The 24,449-nt window shown below is 71.2% G+C and carries 28 protein-coding genes; 16 read left to right on the forward strand and 12 right to left on the reverse strand.

What is annotated here, in order from left to right; translation table 11 throughout:
- Positions 1–649: sensor histidine kinase (locus ABFX54_RS23020; protein ID WP_346107889.1), on the forward strand; the 649-nt coding region annotated here is incomplete at its 5' end.
- Between the two features lie 768 nt (positions 650–1,417).
- Entirely contained in the window at positions 1,418–2,074 is a 657-nt protein-coding gene (locus tag ABFX54_RS23025; RefSeq protein ID WP_346107891.1) for a response regulator, read from the forward strand.
- 121 nt (positions 2,075–2,195) lie between these two features.
- Here ABFX54_RS23025 and ABFX54_RS23030 read toward each other — a convergent pair whose 3' ends face one another.
- Together ABFX54_RS23030 and ABFX54_RS23035 are read right to left on the reverse strand one after the other, a co-directional pair.
- Positions 2,196–2,543 carry a YciI family protein gene (locus tag ABFX54_RS23030; RefSeq protein ID WP_346107893.1) on the reverse strand — a complete coding sequence of 116 codons (348 nt, stop codon included), beginning with the start codon at positions 2,541–2,543 and terminating at the stop codon, positions 2,196–2,198.
- A 129-nt stretch (positions 2,544–2,672) separates the two neighbouring features.
- Entirely contained in the window at positions 2,673–3,530 is an 858-nt protein-coding gene (locus ABFX54_RS23035; protein ID WP_346107895.1) for a TetR/AcrR family transcriptional regulator C-terminal domain-containing protein, read from the reverse strand.
- Positions 3,531–3,639: 109 nt separating this feature from the next.
- Here ABFX54_RS23035 and ABFX54_RS23040 point away from each other — a divergent pair, with 109 nt between their 5' ends.
- On the forward strand, positions 3,640–5,268 hold the full coding sequence (locus ABFX54_RS23040) for an ABC-F family ATP-binding cassette domain-containing protein (protein ID WP_346107897.1): 1,629 nt from the start codon (positions 3,640–3,642) through the stop codon (positions 5,266–5,268).
- A 139-nt stretch (positions 5,269–5,407) separates the two neighbouring features.
- Here the strand turns inward: ABFX54_RS23040 and ABFX54_RS23045 are convergent, their stop codons facing one another.
- Positions 5,408–5,848 carry a DUF6223 family protein gene (locus ABFX54_RS23045; protein WP_346107899.1) on the reverse strand — a complete coding sequence of 147 codons (441 nt, stop codon included), beginning with the start codon at positions 5,846–5,848 and terminating at the stop codon, positions 5,408–5,410.
- Positions 5,849–6,138: 290 nt separating this feature from the next.
- Between ABFX54_RS23045 and ABFX54_RS23050 the strand changes: the two genes are divergently transcribed.
- Positions 6,139–7,359, forward strand: coding sequence for a sensor histidine kinase (locus ABFX54_RS23050; protein ID WP_346107901.1), 1,221 nt, complete (start codon positions 6,139–6,141; stop codon positions 7,357–7,359).
- Positions 7,356–8,042 carry a response regulator transcription factor gene (locus ABFX54_RS23055; protein WP_346107903.1) on the forward strand — a complete coding sequence of 229 codons (687 nt, stop codon included), beginning with the start codon at positions 7,356–7,358 and terminating at the stop codon, positions 8,040–8,042. Before ABFX54_RS23050 ends, ABFX54_RS23055 begins: the two co-directional genes overlap by 4 nt.
- A gap of 6 nt (positions 8,043–8,048) precedes the next feature.
- Here ABFX54_RS23055 and ABFX54_RS23060 read toward each other — a convergent pair whose 3' ends face one another.
- Positions 8,049–9,260, reverse strand: a complete 1,212-nt coding sequence (locus ABFX54_RS23060; protein WP_346107965.1) for an ROK family protein — start codon at positions 9,258–9,260, stop codon at positions 8,049–8,051.
- Positions 9,261–9,425: 165 nt separating this feature from the next.
- Here ABFX54_RS23060 and ABFX54_RS23065 point away from each other — a divergent pair, with 165 nt between their 5' ends.
- Positions 9,426–9,647, forward strand: a complete 222-nt coding sequence (locus ABFX54_RS23065; protein WP_346107905.1) for a tautomerase family protein — start codon at positions 9,426–9,428, stop codon at positions 9,645–9,647.
- Between the two features lie 14 nt (positions 9,648–9,661).
- Here ABFX54_RS23065 and ABFX54_RS23070 read toward each other — a convergent pair whose 3' ends face one another.
- Positions 9,662–11,257 carry an MFS transporter gene (locus tag ABFX54_RS23070; RefSeq protein WP_346107907.1) on the reverse strand — a complete coding sequence of 532 codons (1,596 nt, stop codon included), beginning with the start codon at positions 11,255–11,257 and terminating at the stop codon, positions 9,662–9,664.
- Positions 11,254–12,243: an NAD(P)/FAD-dependent oxidoreductase gene (locus ABFX54_RS23075; RefSeq protein WP_346107909.1), complete on the reverse strand. Its 990-nt coding sequence runs from the start codon at positions 12,241–12,243 to the stop codon at positions 11,254–11,256. Before ABFX54_RS23075 ends, ABFX54_RS23070 begins: the two co-directional genes overlap by 4 nt.
- A gap of 95 nt (positions 12,244–12,338) precedes the next feature.
- On the opposite strand from ABFX54_RS23075, the gene ABFX54_RS23080 reads away from it, so the two are divergent.
- The 6 genes from ABFX54_RS23080 to ABFX54_RS23105 all read left to right on the forward strand — a co-directional run bounded on the left by ABFX54_RS23080 (position 12,339) and on the right by ABFX54_RS23105 (position 17,090).
- Positions 12,339–12,941: a helix-turn-helix domain-containing protein gene (locus tag ABFX54_RS23080; RefSeq protein WP_346107911.1), complete on the forward strand. Its 603-nt coding sequence runs from the start codon at positions 12,339–12,341 to the stop codon at positions 12,939–12,941.
- A 106-nt stretch (positions 12,942–13,047) separates the two neighbouring features.
- Positions 13,048–13,884, forward strand: coding sequence for a class I SAM-dependent methyltransferase (locus ABFX54_RS23085; protein ID WP_346107913.1), 837 nt, complete (start codon positions 13,048–13,050; stop codon positions 13,882–13,884).
- A 153-nt stretch (positions 13,885–14,037) separates the two neighbouring features.
- A complete protein-coding gene (locus ABFX54_RS23090) occupies positions 14,038–14,880 on the forward strand; it encodes a DUF1684 domain-containing protein (RefSeq protein ID WP_346107915.1) in 843 nt (280 codons plus the stop codon).
- Positions 14,881–14,882: 2 nt separating this feature from the next.
- Positions 14,883–15,248: a nuclear transport factor 2 family protein gene (locus tag ABFX54_RS23095; protein ID WP_346107916.1), complete on the forward strand. Its 366-nt coding sequence runs from the start codon at positions 14,883–14,885 to the stop codon at positions 15,246–15,248.
- 102 nt (positions 15,249–15,350) lie between these two features.
- Positions 15,351–16,190, forward strand: coding sequence for a prephenate dehydratase (locus ABFX54_RS23100; protein ID WP_346107918.1), 840 nt, complete (start codon positions 15,351–15,353; stop codon positions 16,188–16,190).
- A 129-nt stretch (positions 16,191–16,319) separates the two neighbouring features.
- Positions 16,320–17,090, forward strand: a complete 771-nt coding sequence (locus ABFX54_RS23105; protein WP_346107920.1) for an enoyl-CoA hydratase-related protein — start codon at positions 16,320–16,322, stop codon at positions 17,088–17,090.
- A 218-nt stretch (positions 17,091–17,308) separates the two neighbouring features.
- Here ABFX54_RS23105 and ABFX54_RS23110 read toward each other — a convergent pair whose 3' ends face one another.
- On the reverse strand, positions 17,309–18,106 hold the full coding sequence (locus tag ABFX54_RS23110; protein WP_346107922.1) for a cation efflux transmembrane domain-containing protein: 798 nt from the start codon (positions 18,104–18,106) through the stop codon (positions 17,309–17,311).
- Positions 18,103–18,507 carry an ArsR/SmtB family transcription factor gene (locus ABFX54_RS23115; RefSeq protein WP_346107924.1) on the reverse strand — a complete coding sequence of 135 codons (405 nt, stop codon included), beginning with the start codon at positions 18,505–18,507 and terminating at the stop codon, positions 18,103–18,105. The genes ABFX54_RS23110 and ABFX54_RS23115 overlap by 4 nt, the downstream gene beginning before the upstream one ends.
- Positions 18,508–18,869: 362 nt before the next feature.
- On the opposite strand from ABFX54_RS23115, the gene ABFX54_RS23120 reads away from it, so the two are divergent.
- Entirely contained in the window at positions 18,870–19,271 is a 402-nt protein-coding gene (locus ABFX54_RS23120; RefSeq protein WP_346107926.1) for a class I SAM-dependent methyltransferase, read from the forward strand.
- On the opposite strand, the gene ABFX54_RS23125 is transcribed toward ABFX54_RS23120, so the two are convergent.
- Positions 19,225–20,247, reverse strand: a complete 1,023-nt coding sequence (locus ABFX54_RS23125) for an LLM class flavin-dependent oxidoreductase (RefSeq protein WP_346107928.1) — start codon at positions 20,245–20,247, stop codon at positions 19,225–19,227. The two genes, ABFX54_RS23120 and ABFX54_RS23125, sit on opposite strands and share 47 nt — an antisense overlap.
- 66 nt (positions 20,248–20,313) lie before the next feature.
- Complete coding sequence (locus tag ABFX54_RS23130) at positions 20,314–20,601, reverse strand: GNAT family N-acetyltransferase (RefSeq protein ID WP_346107930.1); 288 nt, start codon at positions 20,599–20,601, stop codon at positions 20,314–20,316.
- Positions 20,602–20,813: 212 nt separating this feature from the next.
- Here ABFX54_RS23130 and ABFX54_RS23135 point away from each other — a divergent pair, with 212 nt between their 5' ends.
- The gene (locus tag ABFX54_RS23135; protein ID WP_346107966.1) at positions 20,814–21,056 is read left to right on the forward strand and encodes a CGNR zinc finger domain-containing protein; all 243 of its coding nucleotides are present in this window, start codon (positions 20,814–20,816) and stop codon (positions 21,054–21,056) included.
- On the opposite strand, the gene ABFX54_RS23140 is transcribed toward ABFX54_RS23135, so the two are convergent.
- Positions 20,998–21,921, reverse strand: a complete 924-nt coding sequence (locus ABFX54_RS23140; RefSeq protein WP_346107932.1) for an AraC family transcriptional regulator — start codon at positions 21,919–21,921, stop codon at positions 20,998–21,000. The two genes, ABFX54_RS23135 and ABFX54_RS23140, sit on opposite strands and share 59 nt — an antisense overlap.
- A 114-nt stretch (positions 21,922–22,035) precedes the next feature.
- Between ABFX54_RS23140 and ABFX54_RS23145 the strand changes: the two genes are divergently transcribed.
- On the forward strand, positions 22,036–22,590 hold the full coding sequence (locus tag ABFX54_RS23145; RefSeq protein ID WP_346107934.1) for an NADPH-dependent FMN reductase: 555 nt from the start codon (positions 22,036–22,038) through the stop codon (positions 22,588–22,590).
- A 102-nt stretch (positions 22,591–22,692) separates the two neighbouring features.
- Here ABFX54_RS23145 and ABFX54_RS23150 read toward each other — a convergent pair whose 3' ends face one another.
- The gene (locus tag ABFX54_RS23150; RefSeq protein ID WP_346107936.1) at positions 22,693–23,679 is read right to left on the reverse strand and encodes an aldo/keto reductase; all 987 of its coding nucleotides are present in this window, start codon (positions 23,677–23,679) and stop codon (positions 22,693–22,695) included.
- Between the two features lie 132 nt (positions 23,680–23,811).
- Here ABFX54_RS23150 and ABFX54_RS23155 point away from each other — a divergent pair, with 132 nt between their 5' ends.
- Positions 23,812–24,426, forward strand: coding sequence for a hypothetical protein (locus tag ABFX54_RS23155; RefSeq protein ID WP_346107938.1), 615 nt, complete (start codon positions 23,812–23,814; stop codon positions 24,424–24,426).
- Positions 24,427–24,449: the final 23 nt, after the last annotated feature.

The raw sequence follows: 24,449 nt of genomic DNA on the forward strand, positions 1-24,449 counted from the left end.
CGTCCCACTCGGAGCGGTCGGTGGCGGGCAGGCCGAGCGGGCGGCGGCCGACGAACGCCTGCGGATCGCCCGCGAACTGCACGACGTCGTCGCCCATTCGATGAGCCTGATCACCGTCAAAGCCGGGGTGGCGGCGAAGGTCCTGGACAAACACCCGGAGGAAGGGCGCAACGCCTTACGGGCCATCGAGGAGATCGGGCGCGGCTCGCTCACCGAGATCCGCCAGGTTCTCGGCGCGCTGCGTACTCCCGGCGGCACACCCGACACGACACCGCTCCCCCGGCTCGCCGACCTGCCGTCCCTGGCGCAGCAGGCGGCGGAGGCCGGCGTGCGGGTCGACCTGTCGGTGAACGGAGCCGTGCCCGACAGCATGGCCCCGGCCGTCTACCGCATCGTCCAGGAGGCGATCACCAACGTCGTCAAGCACGCCGCTCCGGCCCGCTGCCGGGTCAGCGTGTCGGCCGAGGAGGGGCGGCTGCGCATCTCCGTGGTCGACGACGGTCCCGGGCAACGGCCGCTGCCGGGGCGGCCGGGCGGGCAGGGTCTGGCGGGAATGCGCGAACGGGCCCTGCTGTACGGCGGCACCTTCGAGGCCGGCCCACTGCCGGGAAGGGGGTTCGGCGTGCACGCGTCATGGGAGATCCCCTGACTCCGACTGAGATTTCTCTCATCCCCACTCGGTGGAGGTTCCGTGCACGGCACCGGGCGTTCCGGCGATGCACCGCGTGCTCGGGCAGCGGGTCCGTAAGCCAGAACGCCGCAGCGGCAGGTGGGACTCGTATGGCCGGGCGCTCCGGACCAGCGCGGGGACGTGTGTAGGGCCGGCGTTCCGAGAGAGCTTCGGCGTGGCGCGAGTGGCGGGCGCGGATCGGTCATGATGAACGCGATGACGAGGATCAGGAGCGTGAGCCGGAGAGAGCGGGTCCGGCGAGTCCGAACCGGGCGACCGACGACCGAGCCGACCCCGGTCGGGCTGGTCCAATCGGACTGGGGCCGGTCGGGTTGATCGCGGAAGAGGTGAGTGCGGTTGCGCCATGCCTGGTTGGGCCGGGCCAGGACGGGGTGGGTGCGGTCGGGGTTGCTGCCGGTCGAGACGGATCGGTTGGACCGGATCGGGCCGAGGTGGGCCGGGCCGAAGTGGGTGCGGTTGGACCGAGCCGCTCGCGGTGGGCCGGGTCGAGGTAGGCCAGGTGGAGATAGGCCAGGTGGAGATAGGCCAGGTTGGCGTGGGCGCAGTCGGCGCGGGCGGGGTGGGTGCGGTTGGGCGCCCGGGCCGAGTCAGGATGGAGGCGGTTGGGATGGGCCCGATCGAGCTCCCTGGCCTGGTCGGGATGGGTTCGATTCAGCGTCCCGACCAGGTTGGGGTGGGGTCGGTCGAGAGGAGTGTGGTCTGGGTGGGCACGGTAGGGGGAGGCTTGTGATTCGGGTGCTCATCGCCGACGATCAGGCGCTCCTGCGCGGCAGTTTCCGGCTGCTGATCGACTCCGAGGACGATCTCACCGTGGTCGGGGAGGCGGGCGACGGGCGAGAGGCGGTGGCGCTCGCTCGTACGAAAGCACCGGACGTGGTGCTCATGGACGTCAGAATGCCCGAGATGGACGGCATCGCCGCGACCGGGCAGATCGCCGGGGACACCCGGGTGCTCATCCTGACCACGTTCGACCTCGACGAGTACGTATACGCGGCACTGCGCGCGGGTGCCAGCGGGTTCCTGCTCAAGGACGCGCCTCCGGACGACCTGTTGAAGGCGATTCGAGTGGTGGCGTCGGGTGAGACGCTGCTCGCGCCGACCGTTACCACCCGGCTGATCGCGGAGTTCGTGCACCGGCCGCTCCAGCAGGCCTTTCGCGGGCTCGACTCGTTGACGGACCGCGAGCGCGAGGTGCTCACCCTCGTCGCCCACGGGCTGTCCAACGCGGAGCTCAGCACACAGCTCAAGGTGAGTCCCGGGACCGTGAAGACGCATATCGGCCGCCTGCTGGCCAAGCTCAACGCCCGCGACCGGGCCCAGCTCGTCATCGCCGCCTACGAGGCCGGACTGGTCACGCCACGTTCAGCCAACCGCCCGCCGTGATCGCCGCCCGCGTCAACCTCCATGCCAGCCCCAGGGCGGTCATCCGGAAACGCTTCACCACGCTCGATACCCTTGCCGCCGGCCGCCTGACCGTCCTGACCGTGAGTCTCGTGCTTGGTGGTCAGGATGGCGCGTCCCATACCGGCCGGATTTCGATGCCCGCTCCCATGGGGCAGTGGCGGGCGATCTTTTCGGCTTCGTCCAGGTCGGCGCATTCGATGACGTAGAAGCCCGCCAAGTCCTCATCCAGCGCCACGAACGGCCCAGTGGCGGAGACCGGCCCCTGAGGGGACGGGCGCAGCGTCCTGGCCTCGCTCGCCGGTTTCACCGCCTGCGCGGAGTACGCGATGCGCTGGTCGCTCAGGCATTGGGCGAAGGCGGCGTGCTCGGCCGGCGCCGCCTCCATCTCCTCGCCGGAGACCGACTCCCAATAGCCCTCGGGGTCGAACAGCAGCAGTGCGAATTTCATTGGATCGGTGTGGCAAGAGCGAATATCGAGGACGAGTTCGAATATTCGGCCGGCTGAGACAGAGTGATCCGCCGCGCTCACGCAGGGGCGCTGCGGGGGGATCCCCGTTGTTGTGCGGGTGGGCTTGAGCTACAGCTCCGTAGCAGCCCTGTCGGCGGCACTGACTGCGGCGGTCTGGATACCGTCGAGGAGCCAGGTGAGGCCGATGGTGAAGCTGCCGTCCCAGTCGCCGTCCTCCGCGAGCGGGCCGTGGGCGGCGAGGACGGGATAGCGGTCACTACTGGCGCGGAAGTGCTCCCGGGCGGCTTGTTGCGCGCCGTGCTCCCGGACCGTCCAAGTTGCCTGCATGAGCGCGGAACCGATGACGTAGTTGGACAATCCGTACGCCGCGGCGGTCAGGTGCGGCTCGGTGACGCCGGCCGCCACGAGGGTGGCGTACAGGAACTCGCTGCGGGCGAGCACATTGGGGCCCAGCATCGGACGGCCGAGCAGCGCCGCCGACCAGGGATGTGCCAGCAGGACGGCATGCCATCCGGTGATCAGCGCGGTGATGTCGGCACGCCAGTCCCTGCCAGCACGCCAGTCCCTAGCGGCACCTCCACCCGCGCGCCCGCCGCCGCCCCCGGCACCTCGGTCTGCGCCCCCGCCCCCGCCTCCACCACCGCCACTGGCGCTGGCACTGGCACTGGCACTGGCACTGCCTTCAGTGTCGACTTCGCCCGGGATCTCCACCGCTGCGAAGATCGCGTCGAGGGCGAGGTCCAGGACGTCGTCCTTGGTCTTCACGTGCCAGTACAGCGTCGTGGAACCCGTGCCGAGGCGTTCGGCGAGCCGCCGCATGGTCAGCCGGTCGGCGCCTTCCTCGTCCAGGAGCGCGATGGCCTCCGCGACGATCCGGTCGCGACTGAGTGGCGGCGCTTCACGCGCCGCCCGCGCGGCCGGGCGCAGCCACACGTCTCCCGCTGATCCCGAGCGCTTCGCTGCCAATCCGTCCTCCTCGTCGTCGCAGAACCGAGTCTAGTATGGTGATCGAGCACCGGATCAATGGTTCAGTCGCTCGAACAACGATCCAGAATGGCCCGCAGGGAGGAAAACGGTGGCGGGACATGTCGAGGTGGACCGGCTCACGTACGTGCTGCCGGACGGGCGACTCCTGCTGCACGAGGTCTCGTTCCGTATCGGCGACGGCGTCAAGGCAGGACTGGTGGGGCCCAACGGCGCGGGCAAGACCACCCTGCTGCGGCTCATCGCCGGAGATCTGCGGCAGGACGACGGCCGGGTGACCGGCTCAGGCGGGCTGGGGGTGATGCGGCAGTTCATCGGCAGCGTACGAGACGACCGGACCCTGCACGATCTGCTGCTGTCCGTCGCACCCGTCCAGGTCCGCACCACCGCCGCGAAGCTGGAACGGGCGGAGTCGGCGCTGGCGGAACACGACGACGAGACCACGCAACTGGCCTATGCGCAGGCGATCAGCGACTACAGCGACGCCGGCGGCTACGACATGGAGGTCGTGTGGGACACCTGCGCGACCGCGGCCCTGGGCCTGCCCTACGACGCGGTCAGGCAGCGCCCGGTCGGCACTCTGTCCGGCGGCGAGCAGAAGCGCATCGTCCTGGAGGCCCTGCTGCGCGGGCCCGATCAGGTCCTGCTGCTGGACGAACCGGACAACTACCTCGACGTGCCCGCCAAGCAATGGCTGGAGGAGCAGCTACGCGCCACGTCTAAGACCGTGCTGCTCGTCTCCCACGACCGGCAACTGCTGGCCAACGCCACGGACCGCATCGTGACCGTGGAAGCGCGCGGCGCCTGGGTCCACGGCGCGGGCTTCGCCACCTACGCCCAGGGCCGCCAGAATCGCATCGATCGGCTGGAGGAACGGCGCCGGCGCTGGGACGAGGAGCACTCCAAGCTGAGACGCCTGGTGCAGACCCTCCGGCAGACCGCGGCCAACAACGACGCCGTCGCCTCCGCCTACCGGGCCGCCCGTACCCGGCTGGCGCGGTTCGAGGAAGCCGGCCCGCCCGAACGCCCGCCCAAACGGCAGAACGTACGGATGCGGCTGCGCGGCGGCCGGACCGGCAAACGCGCCATCACCTGCGAGGCACTGGAACTGACCGGTCTGATGCGGCCGTTCGACACCGAGATCTGGTACGGCGAGCGCGTGGGCGTCCTCGGCTCCAACGGTTCCGGCAAATCGCACTTCCTCCGGCTCCTGGCCGAGGCAACGGACGGCGCTGCCGCCTCGGTACGCCACACCGGTTCCGTACGACTGGGCGCCCGGGTCACGCCCGGCCACTTCGTCCAGACCCACGCCCGGCCCGACCTGCACGGCCGCACCCCCGCCGAGTTGGTGACCACAGAGCATGCCCTCACACTCAACGAGGCCATGGCCGCGCTCGCCCGCTACGAACTCGCCCCAGCCGCCCAGCAGCGGTTCGAGACCTTGTCCGGCGGGCAGCAGGCGCGGCTGCAGATCCTGCTGCTGGAACTGTCGGGCGCGACACTGCTGCTGCTCGACGAACCCACCGACAACCTCGACCTGGCCAGCGCCGAAGCCCTGCAACAGGGCCTCGCGTCCTTCGCCGGCACCGTGCTGGCCGTCACCCACGACCGCTGGTTCGCCGCCGACTTCGACCGTTTCCTCATCTTCGGCGCCGACGGAACCGTCTACGAGAGCGACGAACCGGTCTGGGACGAAGCCCGCGTCGAGCGAGCCCGCTGAACCCCAGGCCCGTGCGCGCGTCACCGGCGGCGGCCAGGTCTTCCGCCCGGTGAGGTGGTGCGGCGCGTTCCCGTCACACCACCGGGTCAGGCTGGTCAGGTGGTGCGGCGATCCCCGTCACACCACCGGGTCAGGCTGGTCAGATGGTGCGGCGCGCTCCCGCCACACCGGGTCGGGCAGTGCGGCGGGCGATCAGCACCACCAGCGCGCCCAGCACCATGGCGACCACCCCGACGACCAGGGCCACGTAACCCCCGACGATCCCGTAACCCGTCCCGGGACCCCCCTCAGCGGCGGCCACGACCATCCCGCCGACGCCCGCCCCGGCCAGCCCCGCCACCAAGGCCACGACGGCTCCCCTCCTCCCGCCGTGACCGACCCGCCGGACGGAACGGGCCAGCGCCAGCCCCCCGACGACGACCCCGGCCAGCCCCACCAGCGCACCCACCACCGACCACAGCCGCCCGGCGGTCATGGCATAAGCCCCGACGGGCTCCACCAGCACATGAGCCGCCTCCTGCGCGGCCGGCCCCACCGCCCCGAACACGTCGGCCACGGAAGACAGAACTCGGACGGACATGAGAATCCTCTCGATCGAACGACGGACGCCCGCGACCAGGACCAACCACGGCCAACCGTCACGAACCAGCACGGCCACGCGGCCCAGACAACTCCGCACGAGCGCCGGCCCCGGCAAGGGCCGCACACCACCGATCGTCGCCCCACCCGAGCAGCCGCCGCCTCCGCCGGCGGACGGCAGCCGCTACGCGCTTCCACGTACACGCCCCACCCCCCGGTACGCCCCACGTCGTACGGCGATCACGCCTCCGGACGCAGGGCCCCGCACCTGGGGAACCGTAGGATCGACGCATGAAAGCACGCGCCGTCACGTTGCGCCTGCCGGTGCCGGCGCAGGAGACGCTGCTCGCGCTCTTCATCACCGTGATGCAGGTCCAGGGCACGATCGTGCGCAACGCCGGCGAACCGATCGAGCGCCCCCTCACCGACCTCGGAAACCTCGGATACCTCCTGCTGATCGCCGGCGGAGCGGTCATCGCCGTCCGCCGCCGCTGGCCGGTGCCGGTCTTCCTCACCACCGCACTCATCAGCCTGGCCTACTACACCCTCGGCTTCCCCGACGGCCCCGGCTGGCTCGGACTCTTCGTCGCCCTCTACACCCTCGCCGCCTACGGCGACGGACGCCGCTCACTCCTCATCGCCGGCGCCGGCACCCTCATCCTCGCCGTCGTCTGGCTGATCGCCGCGGCCGACATCGAACCACGCGCCGCCATCGGCTGGGTCTACTTCCGGATCGGCGCATCCGTCATGAGCGCCGCCCTGGGCGAATCCATCCGATCCAGGCACGTCATCGCGGCCGAAGCACAACAACGCGCCGAACTCGCCGAACACACCCGCGAGGAGGAGGCACGAGCCCGCGTCGACGCCGAACGGCTCCGCATCGCCCGCGAGGTCCACGACACCGTCGCCCACGCCATCGCGATCATCAACGTCCAGTCCGGCGTCACCGCGCACGTCCTCGGCAAACGCCCGGACCTGGCCCGCGAGGCACTCCGCGCCATCGAGCAGACCAGCTCCCGCGCGCTGCGCGAAATGCGCGCCATCCTCGGCGTCCTCCGCGACGACGACACCGACGACGACGGCCCGCGCGCGCCGTACCCCAGACTCGAACAGATCGACGAACTGGCCACCAAAGCCCGCGAAGCCGGACTCGACTGCACCATCGACATCGCCCCGCCCCCGGCGCCGCTGCCCAGCACGATCAGCAACGCCGCCTACCGCATCGTGCAGGAATCCATCACCAACGTGGTCCGCCACGCCGGCCCCACCCGCGTGACCGTGACCCTGCATCCCGGCACCGACGCCGTCGAGATCCGCATCACCGACGAAGGCCGCACCACTCCCACTCCCCGTCCAAACGACGCGGAAACCGCCAGCACACCACCCGGCCGCGGCATCCTCGGCATGCGCGAACGCTGCCGGCTGCTGGGCGGCGAACTCGACGCGGGACCACTACCGGACGGCGGATTCCAGGTCAGAGCACGACTCCCCCTCACCGGGAGCCACCGATGAACGCCACCGCGGCCGGCTCCCCGATCAAGGTGCTGCTCGCCGACGACGAAGGGCTCGTACGCTCAGGATTCAAGGTCCTGCTCGACCTCGAAGACGACATCACCGTCGTCGGAGAGGCCGTCAACGGCGCCCAAGCCGTCGACCAGGCCCGCGCCACCCGCCCCCACGTCGTCCTCATGGACATCCGCATGCCCAAGCTCGACGGAATCCAGGCCACCGCCCAGATCGCCACCACCCCCGGCCTGGAACAGGTCCGCATCCTCATCCTCACCACCTACGACACCGACGAGTACGTCTTCGACGCCCTGCAAGCCGGCGCCAGCGGATTCCTGCTCAAAGACGCGGGCCCCGCCGAACTCCTGCACGCCATACGCGTGATCGCCGCCGGAGAAGCCCTGCTCGCGCCCCGCATCACCCGGCGCCTCATCGGCCAGTTCGCCACCCAACGCAGAATCGCCCAAAGCGCACAGAACCAGCTCGCCGTACTCACCGAACGAGAACGCGAAGTACTCACCCTCGTCGGCCACGGCCTCAGCAACCACGAGATCGGCGCCGAACTGTTCCTCAGCCCGGCCACCGCACGCACCCACGTCAGCCGCGCCATGGCGAAACTCGGCGCACGCGACCGCGCCCAGCTCGTCGTCATCGCCTACCGGACGGGACTCGTCACCCCCACGCCGTAAACGTCGTCAGCGCAGAGCCGCCAGCGTATTGACGGGATCATCCAGCAGACTCGCGAAAGCGAGCTCCGCGGCCCCGGCCAGCGTCGTGTCATCACCCAGAGCCGTCACCGCCAACCGCACCCGCTCCCGCGACACCGGCAGAACATGCGCGTCGATCCGCGCCCGCACACACGACGCCGCCCCCGGATACACATCCCGCAACATCCCCCCGAAAACCACCAGCGCCGGGTTGAACAGATTGATGAGATTCACCACCCCCACACCCAGCCAATCCCCCACCCGATCCAGCGCCTCCCGCGCACGAACATCACCCGCCCCGGCCAGAGCGACCACCGCCCGGATGCCCTCCCGGCCCACCAGCTCACCCGACCGCCCCGCGTAGTCCAGCAACGCCCCCTCCCCCACCTCCGCCTCAAGACACCCCCGCGACCCGCACAGACACGGCCGCCCGTCGAACGGATTCACCAGCATGTGCCCGAGCTCACAGCCGTAACCGCCGTCGCCGTCCAGCAACTCACCGCCGACGATGATCCCCCCGCCCACCCCCACATCCCCGTGCAGGTAGATCAGGTCATCGACCTCGGTCCCCGCCCCGCGCACATGTTCCGCGATCGCCCCCAGATGCGCCTCGTTCCCCACCTCGACCGGCAACCCCAGCCCCAGCCCGGCAGCCAGCTCAGCACCGAACGCCTGATCCACCCACCCCAGATGCGGCCCGTACCGCACCATGCCGTCGGCCCGCCTGATCAACCCGCAGTACGACGCCCCCACACCCACGCACAACGCCCCAGAGCCGGCCCCGGCCACCAGCTCACGACCGAAAGCGGCCAGCACCCCGACCACGTCCTCCAGATCCACCCCGGCCCGGGCCCGCACCGCCTCACGCCGCTCCAGGATCCGGCCGCCGAGCCCGACCCGCGCCGCCACCAGCCGGTCCACCGCGACATCGAAGGCGAGCCCGTACAGCGTGCCCTGCTCGGGCATCACCACGATGGACGGCCGGCCCGCCTGCCCCCGCCCGACCGGAACCCCCTCCCTGACCAGCCCGGCCGCCGCAAGCTCCGCGGTCAGGTCCATGATGGTGCTGCGGTTGAGGCCCATCCAGCGGCCCAGCGCGGCCCGCGACACCATGCCGTCCCGATGCACGCGGCGCAGCACCTCGCTCAGGTTCCGCTGCCGCACCTGCTCCTGCGTCCGCGCGCCCGCCGCCGATCCCATCACCTCCGCCACCTTAGAACGGTTCGCAGTCGTGGCGGAGGTTTGGTTTTTGTACAGGGGGGATTGGAATGCACCAACCAGCCGCCTTTACATTGTAGATTTCCTTTCACGGTGTTTGTCCAGTTCGCGCAGGGGCATGTCCGCACCAACGGGGAGGGGGACCCCATGCCACTCATCAACGTGAAGCTCATCGAGGGCGTGTTCAGCGACGAGCAGAAGGCCGAGATGGTGGAGAAGCTGACCGACGCGATGGTCACGATCGAGGGCGAGAACCTGCGCTCCCTCACCCTGGTCATCATCGAGGAGGTCAAGAGCGGCGACTGGGCCTTCGGAGGCAAGCGGGTGACGGCCGCGGACGTGAAGGCCCTGATCGCGGGCGAGGGCTGACCACCGGAAGGCCCTTACGCGGGCACCTGCGGCTGTCGGTCCTCGCGGGTCTTCTCCTGGTCCACCGCTGCGGGAAGCCCGCCGCGTGCGACGGTGTAGACGAACAGGACACCCATGACGACGACCCCCGCCCACATGGCCTGCTGCCAGCCGTCCACGAACGACTGCCGCGCGGCCTCGGCCAGCGCCCGCGCGTGGGGCCCGGCGGTGCCCGCGACCTCGATGGCGTTGGCGACGCCCTGGCGTGCCACGTCCGCCACGCCCTGGGGGACGCCGCCGAGCCTGTCGTCGATGGCGCCGCGGTAGCCGTTCGCCAGGAGCGCGCCGAGCAGGGCGACGCCGAGCGCGGTGCCGAACTCGCGGGTGATGTCGTTGAGCGCGGAGGCGACCCCCTGCTTCTCACGCGGCAGCGAACCCGTGATGGCCTCGGTGGAGGGGGTCATCGCCAGGCCCATGCCGGTGCCCATGGCCAGCATGCCGGGCAGGATGGACAGGTAGCCGCCCTCGACCGAGACGACGCCGGCCATGAGGGCCAGACCGGCACCGAACAGCACGATCCCCACTGCCATGGTGGAGCGGGCACCGATATGCGCGGCCAGTTTGGGCGCCAGGCCGGACGTCATCATCATGAGCACGGCCATGGGCATCATCGCCAGCGTGGACAGCAGCCCCGACCAGCCGAGCACGGCTTGCAGGAACGGGAAGAGCACCACGAAGACGCCCGCCTGGACGCCGAAGACCACCAGCAGGGTGACCGAACCGCCGCTCAGGGCGCGCTCGCGGAAGAGCCGTACATCCAGGAGGGACGCATCCCCCCGGCGCAGTTCCCAGGCCACGAAGAAGATCAGGGCCACCAGACCGGCGACGAGGGCGGCCAGGGTGACCGGGTCGCTCCAGCCGCGTTCCGGGCCTTCCTGGAGCACGAAGATGAGACCCACCACGGCGACGACGGAGGCCAGCGCCCCCACGGCGTCGAAGGAGTGGCCGGAGTGCTCGCGCGAGTCCGGCACGGACCGCATCATGCCGAGCGAGACGACGACCAGCACGACGGGCAGCAGGAACAGCCACCGCCAGTGCGCCGCGTCCACGAGCAGCGCGGACAGGAACATGCCGATGATGCCGCCGCCTCCGGCGACGCCGGTCCACACGCCGATCGCCTTGCCACGCTGCTCGGCGGGGAACGTCGAGGTGATCACGGCCAGCGTGATCGGCATGATCATCGCAGCGCCCACCCCGCTGAGCACACGGGCGATGATCATGACGTCGGCGGACGGGGCCAGGCCCGCCAGGGCACCGGCGACCCCGAAGACGATCAGTCCGGTGATCAACATGGGTTTGCGGCCCAGCCGGTCGCCGATCGCGCCGAGCGGAAGCAGCAGGGCGGCCAGGGTGAGGGTGTAGACGTTGATGATCCACAGGATGGTGGTCTGTGCGGCGCCGAACTCGACGGCCATGTCCGGCTGGGCCACGTTCAGGCCGGTCACCGAGGCGATGACCGCCATCAACGCGACACAGACGGCGATCAGGATCGTGCGCAGCTGACGCGCGTCCGGTGCTCCCCCGCCGCTCGGCGCGGCGGGCTCCCCCTGTACGGGCTGGTCGGTGCTCATGCGTTCCTCTCTGAAAGGGCCGCCGCGGCGGTGTCCGCGTCGGCAAGCAGGGCGTTGATGTGCGCACCGGCCAGTGCGCCGGCCGCGGCGGCGGCGCCCACCTGGGCCATCGGGTCGGTGGCGTTGCCGGCCACCCACACCCCCGGCACGTCGGTGGCGCCGGCCAGGCCGGCGGCGAAGCGGCGGCCCATGGCGCCGGGCAGGTCCTCCATCGGCAGGTTCAGACCGTCCAGGCCGTCGGTACGGGCCCGCGTCACGGTGACGACGGCCAGAACGCGCCGGGGCACGAGCGTGCCGTCGGCCAAGACCACTCCGGCGAGAGACCCGTCCGCGCCGGTCGCGACCTCCCGCACCGGGGGGTCGACGACGGCGATGTCGCGGGCGGCGAAGCGGGCGCGGGTGCTCGCGTCGAGGCCGGTGCCGCGGGTGAAGTAGATCAGGTCGTCGGTGAGCTGGCGGAACAGCAGCGCGTGGTGGACCGAGGCGGGGCCGGTGGCGAGGACGCCGATGGGCTCGTCGCGTACCTCCCAGCCGTGGCAGTACGGGCAGTGCACCACCTTGCTCCCCCAGTGCCGGGCAAGGCCTGGTATGTCGGGCAGCACGTCCCCCAGCCCGGTGGCCACCAGCAGGCGGCGCGCCGTCACCGTCCGGCCGCCGGCCAGGGTGACCACGAAGCGCGGGTCGCCGCCGGTCGACGGGGTGGCCGGCTCGGCCGCGATCACCTCGCCGGAGACGACGCGGCCGCCATAGTGGCGTACCTGCTCCCGGCCTCGTTCGAGCAGTTCGAAGGGCGGCGTGCCGTCCAGCACGATGAAGCCGTGCACGGCCTCGGCCGGGGCATTGCGTGGGGTGCCGCTGTCGATCACGACGACCGAGCGGCGGGAGCGGGCGAGCATCAGCGCGCCGTTCAGGCCCGCCGCGCCGCCGCCGATGACCACGACATCGACGGTGCCGGCCGGCAGCGGGACGCTCGTGTGCGCGGGCATGTCCTCGGCTCTCCTTTGTGCACGGGCCCGGCGGATCCGGGCCGTCTGCGGGCGACGTTAGCCTCGCCTTGCCCTCAAGGCATAGGATGTTGCCTATGAAGCAAGAAGATGAAGACCTGGACAGCCTCGTACGCAAGCGCGTCCGCGCCCTGCGGGTCGCCCAGGGCTGGTCGCTGGAGGAGCTGGCCAACCGGGCCAGGCTCAGCCAGTCCTCGCTGAGCCGCATCGAGAACGGCCAGCGCCGCCTCGCCCTGGACCAGCTCGTCACCCTCGCCCGCGCCCTGGACACCTCCCTCGACCAACTGGTCGAGACGGCCACGGACGACGTCGTCACCAGCCCGATGATCGACGGCGCCCACGGCCTGATGCGCTGGCCGATCAAGGCCGATCCCGGCATGACCGTGATGCGTCAGCGCATGACCGAGCCGCCGCCCGACAATCCCGCCCGGATGCGCGCCCACCCGGGCCGGGAATGGCTCGTCGTCCTGTCCGGCACGGCGATCCTCATGCTGGGCCACCGGCGCTTCCGCCTGGAGGCCAACCAGGCCGCCGAATTCCCGACGATGATGCCGCACGCCATCGGCGCCGAGGGCGGGCCGTGCGAGATCTTGGGCATCTTCGACCGCGACGCGCGCCGCGGCCACCAGCGCGACTCCGACACTGCATCCGACACTGCATCCGACACTGCAGAGACATGAGGTCGAACCCCGCAGGTCTTGCGCTTGCGGCAAATCCGGCGGTCATTGTCTTGCGCAGAACGGGAGGAGTCATGCCATACGCGCATGGCCTCCGTACTGTGGCCTCATGACGCACACGCACACCGCTCATGACCACGGCGACCACAGCCAGGAGGAGCTTCTCGACCTGGACGCGGAGATCCTCGCCGACCACCTCGACGCCATCACCGCATGGCTGCCCCTGACCACAGAGCCGCGCCACATCGTGGACGTGGGCTGTGGCACGGGAGCGGGCGCCTTCGCCCTGCTCGACCGCTTTCCCGACGCGCGTCTCACCGCCGTGGACGCCTCGCCCGAGCACCTGTGGCGCCTGCGCGAGAAGGCGTGCGCCCGTGAGGTGGACGACCGCCTGGACATCGTGCAGGCCGACCTCGACGCCGGCTGGCCGGAGCTCGGCACGCCGGACCTGGTCTGGGCGTCGGCCTCGATGCACCACATGGCCGACCCCGTCCGCGTCCTGCGACGTGTCCACGACCTGCTCGCGCCCGGCGGCCTGTTCGCGGTCGTCGAACTGGCCCGTTTCCCCCGCTTCCTGCCCGCCGACGCCCCCGAGGAGCGGCCCGGTCTGGAGGAGCGCTGTCACGCGGCGGCCGATCGCTCCCATTCCGGGCATCTGCCCCATCGCGGCGCCGACTGGGGGCCGATGCTGACCGGGGCCGGCTTCGTCCTCGACGGCGAACGCACCATCGCCGTGCACCTCGACGGCTCAGAGAACGAGGCGATCGGCCGCTATGCGCTCAGCGCGCTGCGGCGCATCCGCGGCGCCGCCGCGCAGGCGCTCTCGGCCGACGACCTCGCCGCGCTCGACGGGCTGCTCGACACCGGCGGTCCGCGCAGCATCCTGCGCCGCGACGACCTCGCCCTGCGCACCGAACGCAAGGTCTGGGCCGCCCGTCGCCCCTGAACCCCCGGCGGAGGCTCCGGCTTGCTCCCGCGGCATGGGCACGCCCGATGTCTTGCCTATTGCGCAAGGCATCATGCCCGAGGAGCATGGCGGTCGTAAGTTGAGTGGCAGAGCCGCGGACCCCGTCGCGGCGTACAGGAGAGGAGCGATCTCATGGCAGTCCCAGCCTCCAAGATGGAGGCGGCAGGTGTGCCCGCCGCCTACCGAGCCTGGCGCGAGAGCCGCTGGGAGGAGATCGCCGGCGCGAACGGAAAGGCCAAGGTCGTCGCCAACGGGAAGATCATCGGCCGCGATGACCACACTTTGCCCGGTGTCCCCGGAGTGTGGAGCACCGACGAAGCCGGCGCCCTGACGGTGACGGCGGTGGAAGCGGACGGCGTGCGGATCGACGGCAGGACGGTCGACGGCACGGCGGAGGTGCCCGCCGGCGCCCGGCTGGAGTTCCCCGGCGGGCGCGCCGGCTTCGCCGGAGGCGGTGACGGCGCGTACGGCATGGTGGTCATGGACCCGGCCGCCGTCGAACGCTCCGGCCTGCGCGGTGTGGACGCCTACCCCTACGAGCCCGCGTGGGTGTTCGAAGGCCGCTACCGGCAGGCGCCCCCGGACCGCCGCATCGAGGTGGACCGGCTGACCTCGCCGCGCAGCACCGAGGCCATCCTGGCTCCCGTGGACCTCGTCGTGACCATCGACGGCACCGAGTACGTGCTGGCCGTCCTCGAAGACTTCCCCGGCCAGCGCCTGGTGATCTTCACCGACGAGACCAACGGCACCGGCACGCCCGCGATCGGCCGCTGGCTCGTGCTGCCGCCACTGCCGCCCGGCAGCACGCTGAGCGTCGACTTCAACCAGGCGACGCTCTCGCACCACCACCTCAACCCGTCCGTCTTCGTCTGCCCCCTCTCCCCTCCCGGCAACCACCTGCCGATGCGCGTGGAGGCGGGCGAGCGCGCCCTCGTCCACGACACGCCCGGCCACCACCAGCGGAAGGACGCATGATCATGAGCAGGCATCTCAAGGACCAGTCCGTCGGCTATCTGCGCAGCCTGGAGAAGGCCGACTGGGAGACCGCACGGGGCATGTGCGCCGCGACGGCCACCGTCTGGCACAACGACGGCAAGCCCGAGCAGAGCGTCGAGGAGAACATCCGGCACATGGCGGCGCAGGCCGAGGCGATCGAGTCGATGCGCTACGACATCATCCGCCAGTTCGCCCAGCCGGGCGAGGTCCTGCAGCAGCACGTGGTGCACGTGTCCATGCGGAACGGCATGCGCGGCGAGGTGCACGCCGCGGTGTACTTCCGCTTCGACGACACCGGGCTGATCACCCGCATCGAGGAGTACGCCGGCTTCGTACCCGCCGGCTAGGGCAAAGCGTCCACCGGGCACCTGATCAGACACCCGCGCGGGAACGACGTGCCAGGACGGGCATGGCCGGATCAGGCCCGCGAGCATGGAAAACTTGCTGAGGTGACCGCACGACGTATCGCCTACCAGGGCGAGCCCGGCTCCAACTCCCATATGGTGTGCAAGCGCCACTACCCCGACTGGCACGCGGTGCCGTGCGCGTCCTTCGAGGACGTGTTCGCGGTGGTGGAGAACGGGAGGGCCGAGCTGGCGATGATCCCGATCGACAACTCGATCGCCGGCCGGGTCGCCGACATCCACCACTTCCTGCCGGCCTCGGACCTGCACATCATCGGCGAGCACTTCCTGCGCATCCAGTTCCACCTGATGGCCCCGCCGGGCGCGACCCTGGACACGATCAAGGCCGTGCACAGTCACGTCCACGCCCTCGGCCAGTGCCGCCGGATCATCCGCGAGCACGACCTGGTGCCCGTGATCGCCGGTGACACGGCCGGGGCGGCGCGGGAGGTGGCCGAGGCGGGCGACCCGACCCAGGCGGCCATCGCGCCGCCGCTCGCGGCGGAGATCTACGGCCTGCGCACCCTCGCCCGCGACGTCGAGGACGAGGAGCACAACACCACCCGGTTCGTGGTGCTCAGCAGGGATTTCGTGCAGGCTCCGCGCGGGCACGGCCCGGTGGTCACCTCGTTCGTCTTCAACGTGCGCAACCTGCCGGCCGCGCTCTACAAGGCACTCGGCGGGTTCGCGACCAACGGCATCAACATGACCAAACTGGAGAGCTACATGGTGGGCGGCCACTTCACCGCCACCCAGTTCCTCGCCGAGGTCGACGGGCATCCCGACGATCCCGGGCTGAAGAACGCGCTGGAGGAGCTGGCGTTCTTCACCACGGACGTGAAGATCCTCGGGGTCTATCCGGCCGATCCGTCCCGCGCCGGCTGAGCCTCCGACATTCCGGACGTACGGCGAAAACCCAGGGCGGCGGGCTGACAGGGGCGGCGCCCAGGTGGGAAGAATGCCTGGGTGGCCGATCGCGGTCACGTGCCCGCGCGATCATCGAGGAGCCCGACGGTGAACCTGGAACATGTACTCGTCAGCCGCGACGCCGACTTCGTGACGATCACGATGAACCGGCCGCAGCGGCGCAACGCCCTGTCGCTGGACCACCTGCGGGAGCTGATCGGCGCGTTCGGCGCCGCCGGCGACGGCGACGCCTCGGGGATCATCCTGGCCGGAGCCGGTCCGGTCTTCAGCGCCGGTCACGACTTCGCCGACGTCGCCGAGGCCGACCAGGACGGGGTGAACCTCATCCTGGACACCTGCCGCCAGCTCATGGAGCTGATCGAGTCGGTGCCGCAGCCCGTCGTGGCCCGGGTGCACGGCCTGGCCACCGCGGCGGGCTGCCAGCTGGTCGCCACCTGCGATCTCGCCGTCGCCGCCGACACCGCCGGGTTCGCCGCGCCCGGCGGCAAGGGGGGCTGGTTCTGCCACACCCCCATGGTCGCCATCGCCCGCAACATCGGGCGCAAGCGGGCGGCCGAGATGGCGTACACCGGTGACACGATCACCGCCGCGCAGGCGCTCGACTGGGGGCTGGTCAACCGGGTCGTGCCCGCCGCGGAGCTCGACGACGCCGTCGCCGACCTGCTCGGGCGGGCCACCCGGGGCAGCCGAGCCTCGAAGGCGCTCGGCAAGCGCACCCTGTACCAGCAGTTGTCGCTGCCGGAGGCGGACGCGTACCGGCTGGCCACCAAGGTCATGGCCGAGTCCTCGCAGTCCGCCGCGGCGCGTGAGGGCATGGCGGCCTTCCTGGGCAAGCGCCCGCCCAAGTGGACCGACTGACACGCGCGCCGGGGTTGCGCGGCATATGGGCGGCTCGGTCTTACGGGTGACCGGCAGACGGGTCAGATCGACCAGGTCAGCCAGCCCTGCCCGGGGGATCCCGGTACAGGTGCCGGTAGCAGGTGCGCCCAGGCCACGAGCCAGGCCAGGCGGGCGCGCTGCCGGGCGGCCATCGCCGCTCACCGCCCTCCTTGGCACGGCGGATGTCGGCCAGCAGCTCAGGCGTCCGGCCGATCATCACGCTTCCTGATCGGCGTGTCGATGCCGACCGTGGCCGCAGTGGCGGTGGGGGTGGTGGCGGGGGCTGGGGCGTCGGTCTGGCAGCAGCCGTCGGCGCAGCGCTCGTCGCTCGCCGTGGCGCTCTCGCCGGTGGGGGCGACCGGGTGCGGGCAGCAGGCGTCGCCGCGCCAGGCTTCGCGGCCTTCCTTGACCGCCACGGCGGCGATGACCAGGGCGGCGATCGGGTCGGCCCAAGACCAGCCGAACAGGCTGTTGAGCGCCAGCCCCACCAGCAGCACGCCGGACAGGTACGTGCACAGCAGGGTCTGCTTGGAGTCGGCCACCGCGCTGGCGGAGCCGAGTTCGCGGCCGGCGCGTCGTTGCGCGTACGACAGGAACGGCATGATCACCAAGCTGAGGGCGGCCAGGATCAGGCCGGGCGTGGAGTGTTCGGCCTCGCCGGCGCCGAGCAGGGCGCGCACGGCGTCGAAGGAGACGTAGGCGGCCAACGCGAAGAACGAGATCGCGATGACGCGCAACGCGGTCTTCTCCCGGCGTTCGTGGTCCGCGGTCGAGAACTGCCAGGCCACCGCGGCGGCCGAGGCCACCTCCACGATCGAGTCCAGCCCGAAGCCGATCAGGGCGGCGGAGGAGGCGAGGGCGCCGGCGGTGATGGCGACGGCGGCTTCGATCACGTTGTAGGTGATGGTCGCCGCGACCAGCAGCCGGATGCGGCGCTGCAGCGCCGTGCGCCGGGTCGTCGAGGGAGCGAGGCCAGGCAGGTTGATCGCGCTCATGTCACCACCTCGCCGGCGGGCCGCGCGCCGTCCGGGCGAGCGGTGCCGGGGGCGGGGCAGAGCAGCACGGCGTGGCCGGTGGCGGCCAGCAACTGCTCCGCTGAGGCGAGCAGGTCCATCAGCTCGGGCCGGGTCAGGCTGTAGAAGGACTGGCGGCCTTCGGCGCGGTAGTCGACCAGGCCGCAGTCGCGCAGGCAGGCCAGGTGCTTGGAGACGGTGGACTGGGCCAGGCCGAGCCCGGCGACCAGGTCCACCACGCGGGCCTCGCCGAGGGCCAGGCGTTGCACGATGCGCAGCCGGTTCTCATCGGCCAGAGAGTGGAACAGTGCAGCCGCCGGGGGGACGCCGGCGGCGATGTCGGCGCTGACGCAGGAGCCAGCATCACCACTATCAATCGCCATATCAAGATGATAGCCCGATATCGTAATGTCATGGCAAGAGTGGAGTGTTGTCCGGCTTCCGGGATCTCGTAAGGTCGAGCCTCGCCGGCACCACCACCCGGTGTGCGAGACCAGGTTCTGGGCCAGTTCGCATCCCCAGTCCGGCGATCATGACCGGCGGCCGCGTCCCGGACCGGCCCCCGGTCATGATCCCGCTCTTCTGGTACGTCACCTTGTAGATTTCCGGCAACGTCACCTGCCCAGGGGCACTGGGCCCGCCGTTGGCCACCACACGGTGCCGCTCACCTTGTGGTTCCTGGCCGCCCTCACCGCGATCGGCGTCCGGTTCCGGTCCTACCGGAGCACCCTGCTGTGAGACGTTCATGATCCGGACACTGCCGCGCGTGGCCGCCGACCTGGCCCGGCAGATGCTGAGACGCGCCCCCGCGCACCTGGCACCGCGCCCGCAGGCCGACGCCGCCCGGCTCCCGCTGGCCACCGGGTCGATCGCCGCCGTCGTCCTGGTCGACGCACTGCTGTTCCCCGCCGAGATCACCCGGGTGATGGCCGCCGACGGCGTGCTGATCCGGGCCAACCAACTGGGCACCGACGGGCCGCTGTTCCTGGACACGCCCACCGCCATCGGCACCCTGGGCGGCGCCTGGAGCGCGGTCCAGGCCGGAGCCGGCGGGGGCAGGGCCGTGCTGCGCCGCGCCGGCGCAGCGGGCGCCCACCGCGTCAGCGCCAGCCGAGTGCCGGAGCGACGTGGGTCAGGACCGAGGTGAGCAGGTGGGCGTTGTAGTCCACGCCGAGCTGGCTGGGGACCGTCAGCAGGAGCGTGTCGGCCGCGGCGATGGCCTCGTCGCCGGCCAGCTCCTTGACCAGCACGTCGGGCTCGGCGGCGTAGGTGCGCCCGAAGACGGCCCTGGTGGTGGCGTCGATGAAGCCGATCTGGTCCGTGCTGGTGCGCTCATGGCCGAAGTACGCACGGTCCGTCTCGTTGACGATCGGCATGATCGAGCGGCTCACCGACACGCGCGGCTCGCCCTCGTGGCCGGCCTCCTTCCACGCCTCCCGGTAGGCCGCGATCTGCTCGGCCTGCTGCACGTGGAACGGCTTGCCGTTCTCGTCGTCCTTGAGGGTGGAACTCATCAGGTGCATGCCCAGCCCGGCGGCCCACTTCGCGGTGGCGTTCGAGCTGGAGCCCCACCAGATGCGCCGGCGCAGCCCCTCCGAGTGGGGTTCGAGGCGCAGCAGCCCGGGCGGGTTGGGGAACATCGGGCGCGGGTTCGGCTGGGCGAAGCCCTCGCCGTCGAGCACCTTGAGGAAGACCTCCGCGTGCTTGCGCGCCATGTCCGCCTCGGTCTCCCCCTCCCCTGGCTCGTAGCCGAAGTAGCGCCAGCCGTCGATCACCTGCTCAGGTGATCCGCGGCTGATGCCGAGCTGGAGCCGCCCGCCCGCGATGAGGTCGGCCGCGCCGGCGTCCTCGGCCATGTAGAGGGGGTTCTCGTAACGCATGTCGATGACGCCGGTGCCGATCTCGATCCTGCTCGTCCGCGCGCCGACGGCCGCCAGCAGCGGGAACGGGCTCGCGAGCTGCTGGGCGAAGTGGTGGACGCGGAAGTAGGCGCCGTCGGCCCCGAGCTCCTCGGCCGCCACCGCGAGCTCGATCGACTGCAACAGGGTGTCGGACGCGCTGCGGGCCTTCGAGTACGGGGACTCCGACCAATGCCCGAAGCTCAGGAAACCGATCTTCTTCATAGAGCGTTGAACCTTCCGCGCGTCAAGGACATTCCGCGAGGTCCACCATCGCTCCCAGCAGGATCGTCACGGCTTCCAGCAGAGCAGGGGATCGGGGTGGCCGGCGAAGCCGAGTCTCCGGTAGAGCGGCTCGGCCTCGCGGGAGGCGGTGAGGTCGACGCGTACGGCGTCGCGTTCGCGGAACCGGTCGAGCAGGCCGAGCATGACCGCCCGGCCGTGCCCGCGCCACCGGTGCGACGGGTCGGTGACCATGCCGATGACGTGACCGATCCTGCCGTTGCGCGAGTGGGGGCCGGGGAACCACTGCTCGATCGTACCGATGCCGCAGGCGGCCAGGCCGTTCGCGCCGTCCACGACCAGGATCCGGCCACCGGCGAGCGCCGCCGGACCGGCCGCTCGTTGCCGCGCGGCCGGACTGGTGCTGGAACGTCCGGTCGAGGCGGCGGATCTCGATCAGACCCTCGCCGTCATCGCCGCCCGGACGAAGGTCGTCGACGCAGCCGCTCGGCGCGGTGCTGTTCGCGCTGATCTCCGTGGGGACGGCGCTGCACCTCACCGGACGGGGCATGGACCGGCTCGGACGATGTGCCGCCGACGGCTGCACGGCGATCTTCGCGGACACCTCGCGCACCGCACGTCAGCGGTACCGCTCCCACCCGTGCGCCAACCGGGACGCGGTACGCCGCCACCGCGCCCGCCGTTCCGCGTCCTCCGCAACCCGACCGGCCGTCAGGCTGATGCGGAGGTGGCTTACGCGACCGCCGGGCTGCGGCGGAAACGGCCCGGTGGGACGCCGAACTCGCGCTTGAAGGCGTTGCCGAAGGCGAACTCCGAGGCGTACCCCATCCGTTCGGCCACCTCCGCCACCGACGCGTCCGACTCGCGCAGCATGCGTGCCCCGTTCACCAGCCGCCACCAGGTCAGGTACGCCAGCGGCGGCTGCCCGACCAGCGCGGCGAAGCGGCGGGCGAAGCCGGCCCGCGACATGCCCGCGCGGGCGCCGAGCTCCTCGACCGTCCAGTGGTGGGCCGGATCGCGGTGGACGGCGTCGAGCGCGCGCCCGATCGCGGGGTCGGCCAGCGCGGCGGACCAGCCGGACAGCGTGCACGGCTCGTCCTGGGTGTCGTAGTAGGCCCGCAGCACGTACAGCTGCACCATCTCCAGCAGGGACGACACCACGATGTCCGCGCCGGAGCGCGGATCCTCGATCTCGGCGGCCAGCAGCTCGACGGCGGCGCGCAGCTCGGGATGGCTGCCGAGCGTCGCGGGCAGGTGGATCACGCTGGGCAGCGAGCTCAGGATGGGGTGGGTCCGGTCGAGGTCGATCCGGTAGCCGCCGGACAGGATGACCGTCTCGGCCCCGGTGCCGCCTGTGGCGGCGGAGCCGTACAGCTCGTCGTGGGCCCCGCAGTCGGCTTCGACCAGCGGCCTTTCCGGGTCGTCGGTCAGCCCGTACGAGTCGCCGTGCGGCACGAACACCAGGTCGCCTACGCTCAGCGGAACGGGCTCGCCGTCCGGGGAGATGAGCCAGCAGGACCCGCGCAGAACCAGCTGGAAACCCGCGGACCCGGGCGTCGTGCGGAACCGGACCCCCCAGGGCGCGCGCCAGGAGAAGCGGGTGGCGGTGGGCCGCCCGCACCGCATGAAGGCCACCACATCGCTGAGCACATCCATACGGGAAGTCTAACCATAGAGACGATCGCGTATGAATGTTGGACAGCAACGCATTCAGTATCTCGCCAGTTCTCCGTACGGTGGTTTCCGCACACCCGACCGAGGAGCATTGGCATGCTGAAGATAGGCATCATCCTGGGCAGCACCCGTCCTGGCCGCAACGGCGAGGCGGTGGCACGCTGGGTTCACGATCTGGCCGTCAAGCGCGGCGACGCCGAGTACGAGGTCGTCGACCTGAAGGACTTCGACCTGGGCAACCTGGACGAGCCCGAGCACCCGGCCACGGGCAACTACCAGTACGAGCGCACCAAGCGCTGGTCGGCCAAGGTGGCGTCGCTGGACGCGTTCATCATCGTGACCCCCGAGTACAACAACTCCTACCCCGGCGCGCTCAAGAACGCGCTCGACTTCCTGTACTCGGAGTGGACCAACAAGGCGGCCGGGTTCGTCGGCTACGGCGTGGACGGCGCGCCCCGGGCGATCTCGCACCTGCGACACGTCCTGGGCCTGCTCAGCGTGGCCACCGTGTCGAACCAGGTCGGGCTGTCGATCCACACCGACTTCGCGGACGGCTTCCAGCCGGCGGCGGCGCACGAGGACCGGCTGAACGTGGTCCTCGACCAGGTCCTGTCCTGGGGCTCGGCCCTGCGCCCGCTCCGGGCGGCCTGAGCCGCGAGCACCGCCGAGCACGGGCCTGAGCCGGGGACAGGTCCAGGCGGGCGAGGAGCTGGACCGGCGCAGGTCGGGACAAGGCGTGGACCTGCGCCGGGGTCAGGTCCAGCTGGGCATGATCGGGGCCACGTAACGGGCGCCGAAGCCGCCGGTGGGCAGGATCTCGGCGATCGCGTCCAGGTCGGCGGGGCCGAGATCGAGCTCGGCGGCGCCGGCGTTCTCCTCCATCCGCCGGGGGCTGCGGGTGCCGGGGATCGGCACGATGTCCTCGCCCTGCGCCAGGACCCACGCGAGCGCGAGCTGGGCGACGCTCGCGCCCTTCGAGGCGGCGAGCTCGCCCAGCCGCTCCACGGCCCTCAGGTTCTGCTCGAAATTGCCCGGCTGCCAGCGCGGATCGGTGTTGCGCATGTCGGTGGTGTCGTAGGAGCCGGCGGGCTTGGCCGTTCCGGTGATGAAGCCGCGGCCCAGCGGCGAGTAGGCGACGAACCCGATCCCCAGCTCCCGCAGCACCGGGAACAGCTCCTCGACCTCCCGCTCGAACAGGGAGTACTCGGTCTGCAGGACGGAGACCGGCTGGACGGCGTGCGCCCTGCGGATCGTCTGCGGACCGGCCTCCGACAGGCCGAAGTACTTCACCTTGCCCGCCTCGATCAGCTCCTTGACGGTCCCGGCGACGTCCTCGATCGGCACGTCGGGGTCGACCCGGTGCTGGTAGAGCACGTCGATGTGGTCGACGCCCAGGTAACGCAGGCTGTTGTCGGTCACCTCGCGGATGTGCTCGGGACGGCTGTCGAGCTTCACGCCGATCCGCGTGGGGTCGGACAGGTCGAAGCCGAACTTCGTGGCCAGGACGACGTCGTCGCGGAAGTCCTTGACCGCCTTGCCGACCAGGGTCTCGTTGGAGCCGGTGCCGAGGCCGTACAGCTCGGCGGTGTCGAAGAAGGTCACGCCCAGCTCGTACGCGCGCCGGATGGCGGCGATGCCCGCCTGCTCGTCACCGGGACCGTAGGCCATCGTCAGGCCCATCGACCCGTAACCGATCGCCGAGACGGCCAGACCTTGGCGGCCGAGGATGCGCTGTCGCATGATGAGGTCCTCCCTGGAACAAAACCAAACGGTTCGGTTTGGTCTCACTCTACTCCAATCACGAAGCCCTGCGGCGCTAAGATCGTTCCGCCGGGCAGGCCCGGCGTTCCGCCGCGACCGAGCAAGGGCCAGATGAGCGACGAACCGATACGACGACTCCGCGAGGCCGCCCGGCGCACCCGTGAGCTGGCCGGGCAGCGGGCGGGCACCGGGCTCGGCCACGAGGACGCCGATGACGACGTCGGCACGATCGGCACCGACGGCGCCGTCGACTTCGACCCGTTCCCCCTGCTCGAAGCCCTGCAACGGCACGGCGTGCGGGCCGTGGTGATCGGGCAGGTCGCCGGCATCATGCACGGGTCCGCCGAGCTGACCGGCGACCTCGACCTGCTCTGGGACGGCGCCCCTGAGCACGCCCCGGCCCTGGCGGCCGCGTTCGCCGCCGCCGGGGCCCGGCTGAGCGACGAGCGGGGCGATCCCGTGGCGACCCGGCCGGAAGCCTTCCTCCGTCCCAAGGTGCAGTTCACCGCGACCGGCGCCGGCGGCGACTGCTGCACCCCGGCGCTGCCCTGGGGCGGTTATCGCGTCCGGGAGGTCATCGATCGCGCGGTCACCGCGACCGGCCAGGACGGCCTGGAGGTCCGCTACGCCTGCCTCGACGACCTGATCGGGATGCGCCGCGCGCTCAGCCGGCCGAAGGACCTGCGGCGGGCGGAGGAGCTGGAGTCCCTGCGCTCCGGCCGCTGACGCGGCGGATCACTAGGATCGGG

Source organism: Nonomuraea maheshkhaliensis (assembly GCF_039529435.1).
In the GTDB taxonomy this organism is placed as follows: domain Bacteria; phylum Actinomycetota; class Actinomycetes; order Streptosporangiales; family Streptosporangiaceae; genus Nonomuraea; species Nonomuraea maheshkhaliensis.

Coding starts and splice junctions, on each gene's coding strand:
- ABFX54_RS23055 (WP_346107903.1), top strand. CDS start 7,356: ATGAACGCCACCGCGGCCGGCTCCCCGATCAAGGTGCTGCTCGCCGAC.
- ABFX54_RS23045 (WP_346107899.1), bottom strand. CDS start 5,848: ATGTCCGTCCGAGTTCTGTCTTCCGTGGCCGACGTGTTCGGGGCGGTG.
- ABFX54_RS23050 (WP_346107901.1), top strand. CDS start 6,139: ATGAAAGCACGCGCCGTCACGTTGCGCCTGCCGGTGCCGGCGCAGGAG.
- ABFX54_RS23085 (WP_346107913.1), top strand. CDS start 13,048: ATGACGCACACGCACACCGCTCATGACCACGGCGACCACAGCCAGGAG.
- ABFX54_RS23095 (WP_346107916.1), top strand. CDS start 14,883: ATGAGCAGGCATCTCAAGGACCAGTCCGTCGGCTATCTGCGCAGCCTG.
- ABFX54_RS23125 (WP_346107928.1), bottom strand. CDS start 20,247: ATGAAGAAGATCGGTTTCCTGAGCTTCGGGCATTGGTCGGAGTCCCCG.
- ABFX54_RS23110 (WP_346107922.1), bottom strand. CDS start 18,106: ATGAGCGCGATCAACCTGCCTGGCCTCGCTCCCTCGACGACCCGGCGC.
- ABFX54_RS23090 (WP_346107915.1), top strand. CDS start 14,038: ATGGCAGTCCCAGCCTCCAAGATGGAGGCGGCAGGTGTGCCCGCCGCC.
- ABFX54_RS23030 (WP_346107893.1), bottom strand. CDS start 2,543: ATGAAATTCGCACTGCTGCTGTTCGACCCCGAGGGCTATTGGGAGTCG.
- ABFX54_RS23070 (WP_346107907.1), bottom strand. CDS start 11,257: ATGAGCACCGACCAGCCCGTACAGGGGGAGCCCGCCGCGCCGAGCGGC.
- ABFX54_RS23065 (WP_346107905.1), top strand. CDS start 9,426: ATGCCACTCATCAACGTGAAGCTCATCGAGGGCGTGTTCAGCGACGAG.
- ABFX54_RS23120 (WP_346107926.1), top strand. CDS start 18,870: ATGATCCGGACACTGCCGCGCGTGGCCGCCGACCTGGCCCGGCAGATG.
- ABFX54_RS23060 (WP_346107965.1), bottom strand. CDS start 9,260: ATGGGATCGGCGGCGGGCGCGCGGACGCAGGAGCAGGTGCGGCAGCGG.
- ABFX54_RS23155 (WP_346107938.1), top strand. CDS start 23,812: ATGAGCGACGAACCGATACGACGACTCCGCGAGGCCGCCCGGCGCACC.
- ABFX54_RS23145 (WP_346107934.1), top strand. CDS start 22,036: ATGCTGAAGATAGGCATCATCCTGGGCAGCACCCGTCCTGGCCGCAAC.
- ABFX54_RS23135 (WP_346107966.1), top strand. CDS start 20,814: ATGGACCGGCTCGGACGATGTGCCGCCGACGGCTGCACGGCGATCTTC.
- ABFX54_RS23115 (WP_346107924.1), bottom strand. CDS start 18,507: ATGGCGATTGATAGTGGTGATGCTGGCTCCTGCGTCAGCGCCGACATC.
- ABFX54_RS23140 (WP_346107932.1), bottom strand. CDS start 21,921: ATGGATGTGCTCAGCGATGTGGTGGCCTTCATGCGGTGCGGGCGGCCC.
- ABFX54_RS23080 (WP_346107911.1), top strand. CDS start 12,339: ATGAAGCAAGAAGATGAAGACCTGGACAGCCTCGTACGCAAGCGCGTC.
- ABFX54_RS23150 (WP_346107936.1), bottom strand. CDS start 23,679: ATGCGACAGCGCATCCTCGGCCGCCAAGGTCTGGCCGTCTCGGCGATC.
- ABFX54_RS23075 (WP_346107909.1), bottom strand. CDS start 12,243: ATGCCCGCGCACACGAGCGTCCCGCTGCCGGCCGGCACCGTCGATGTC.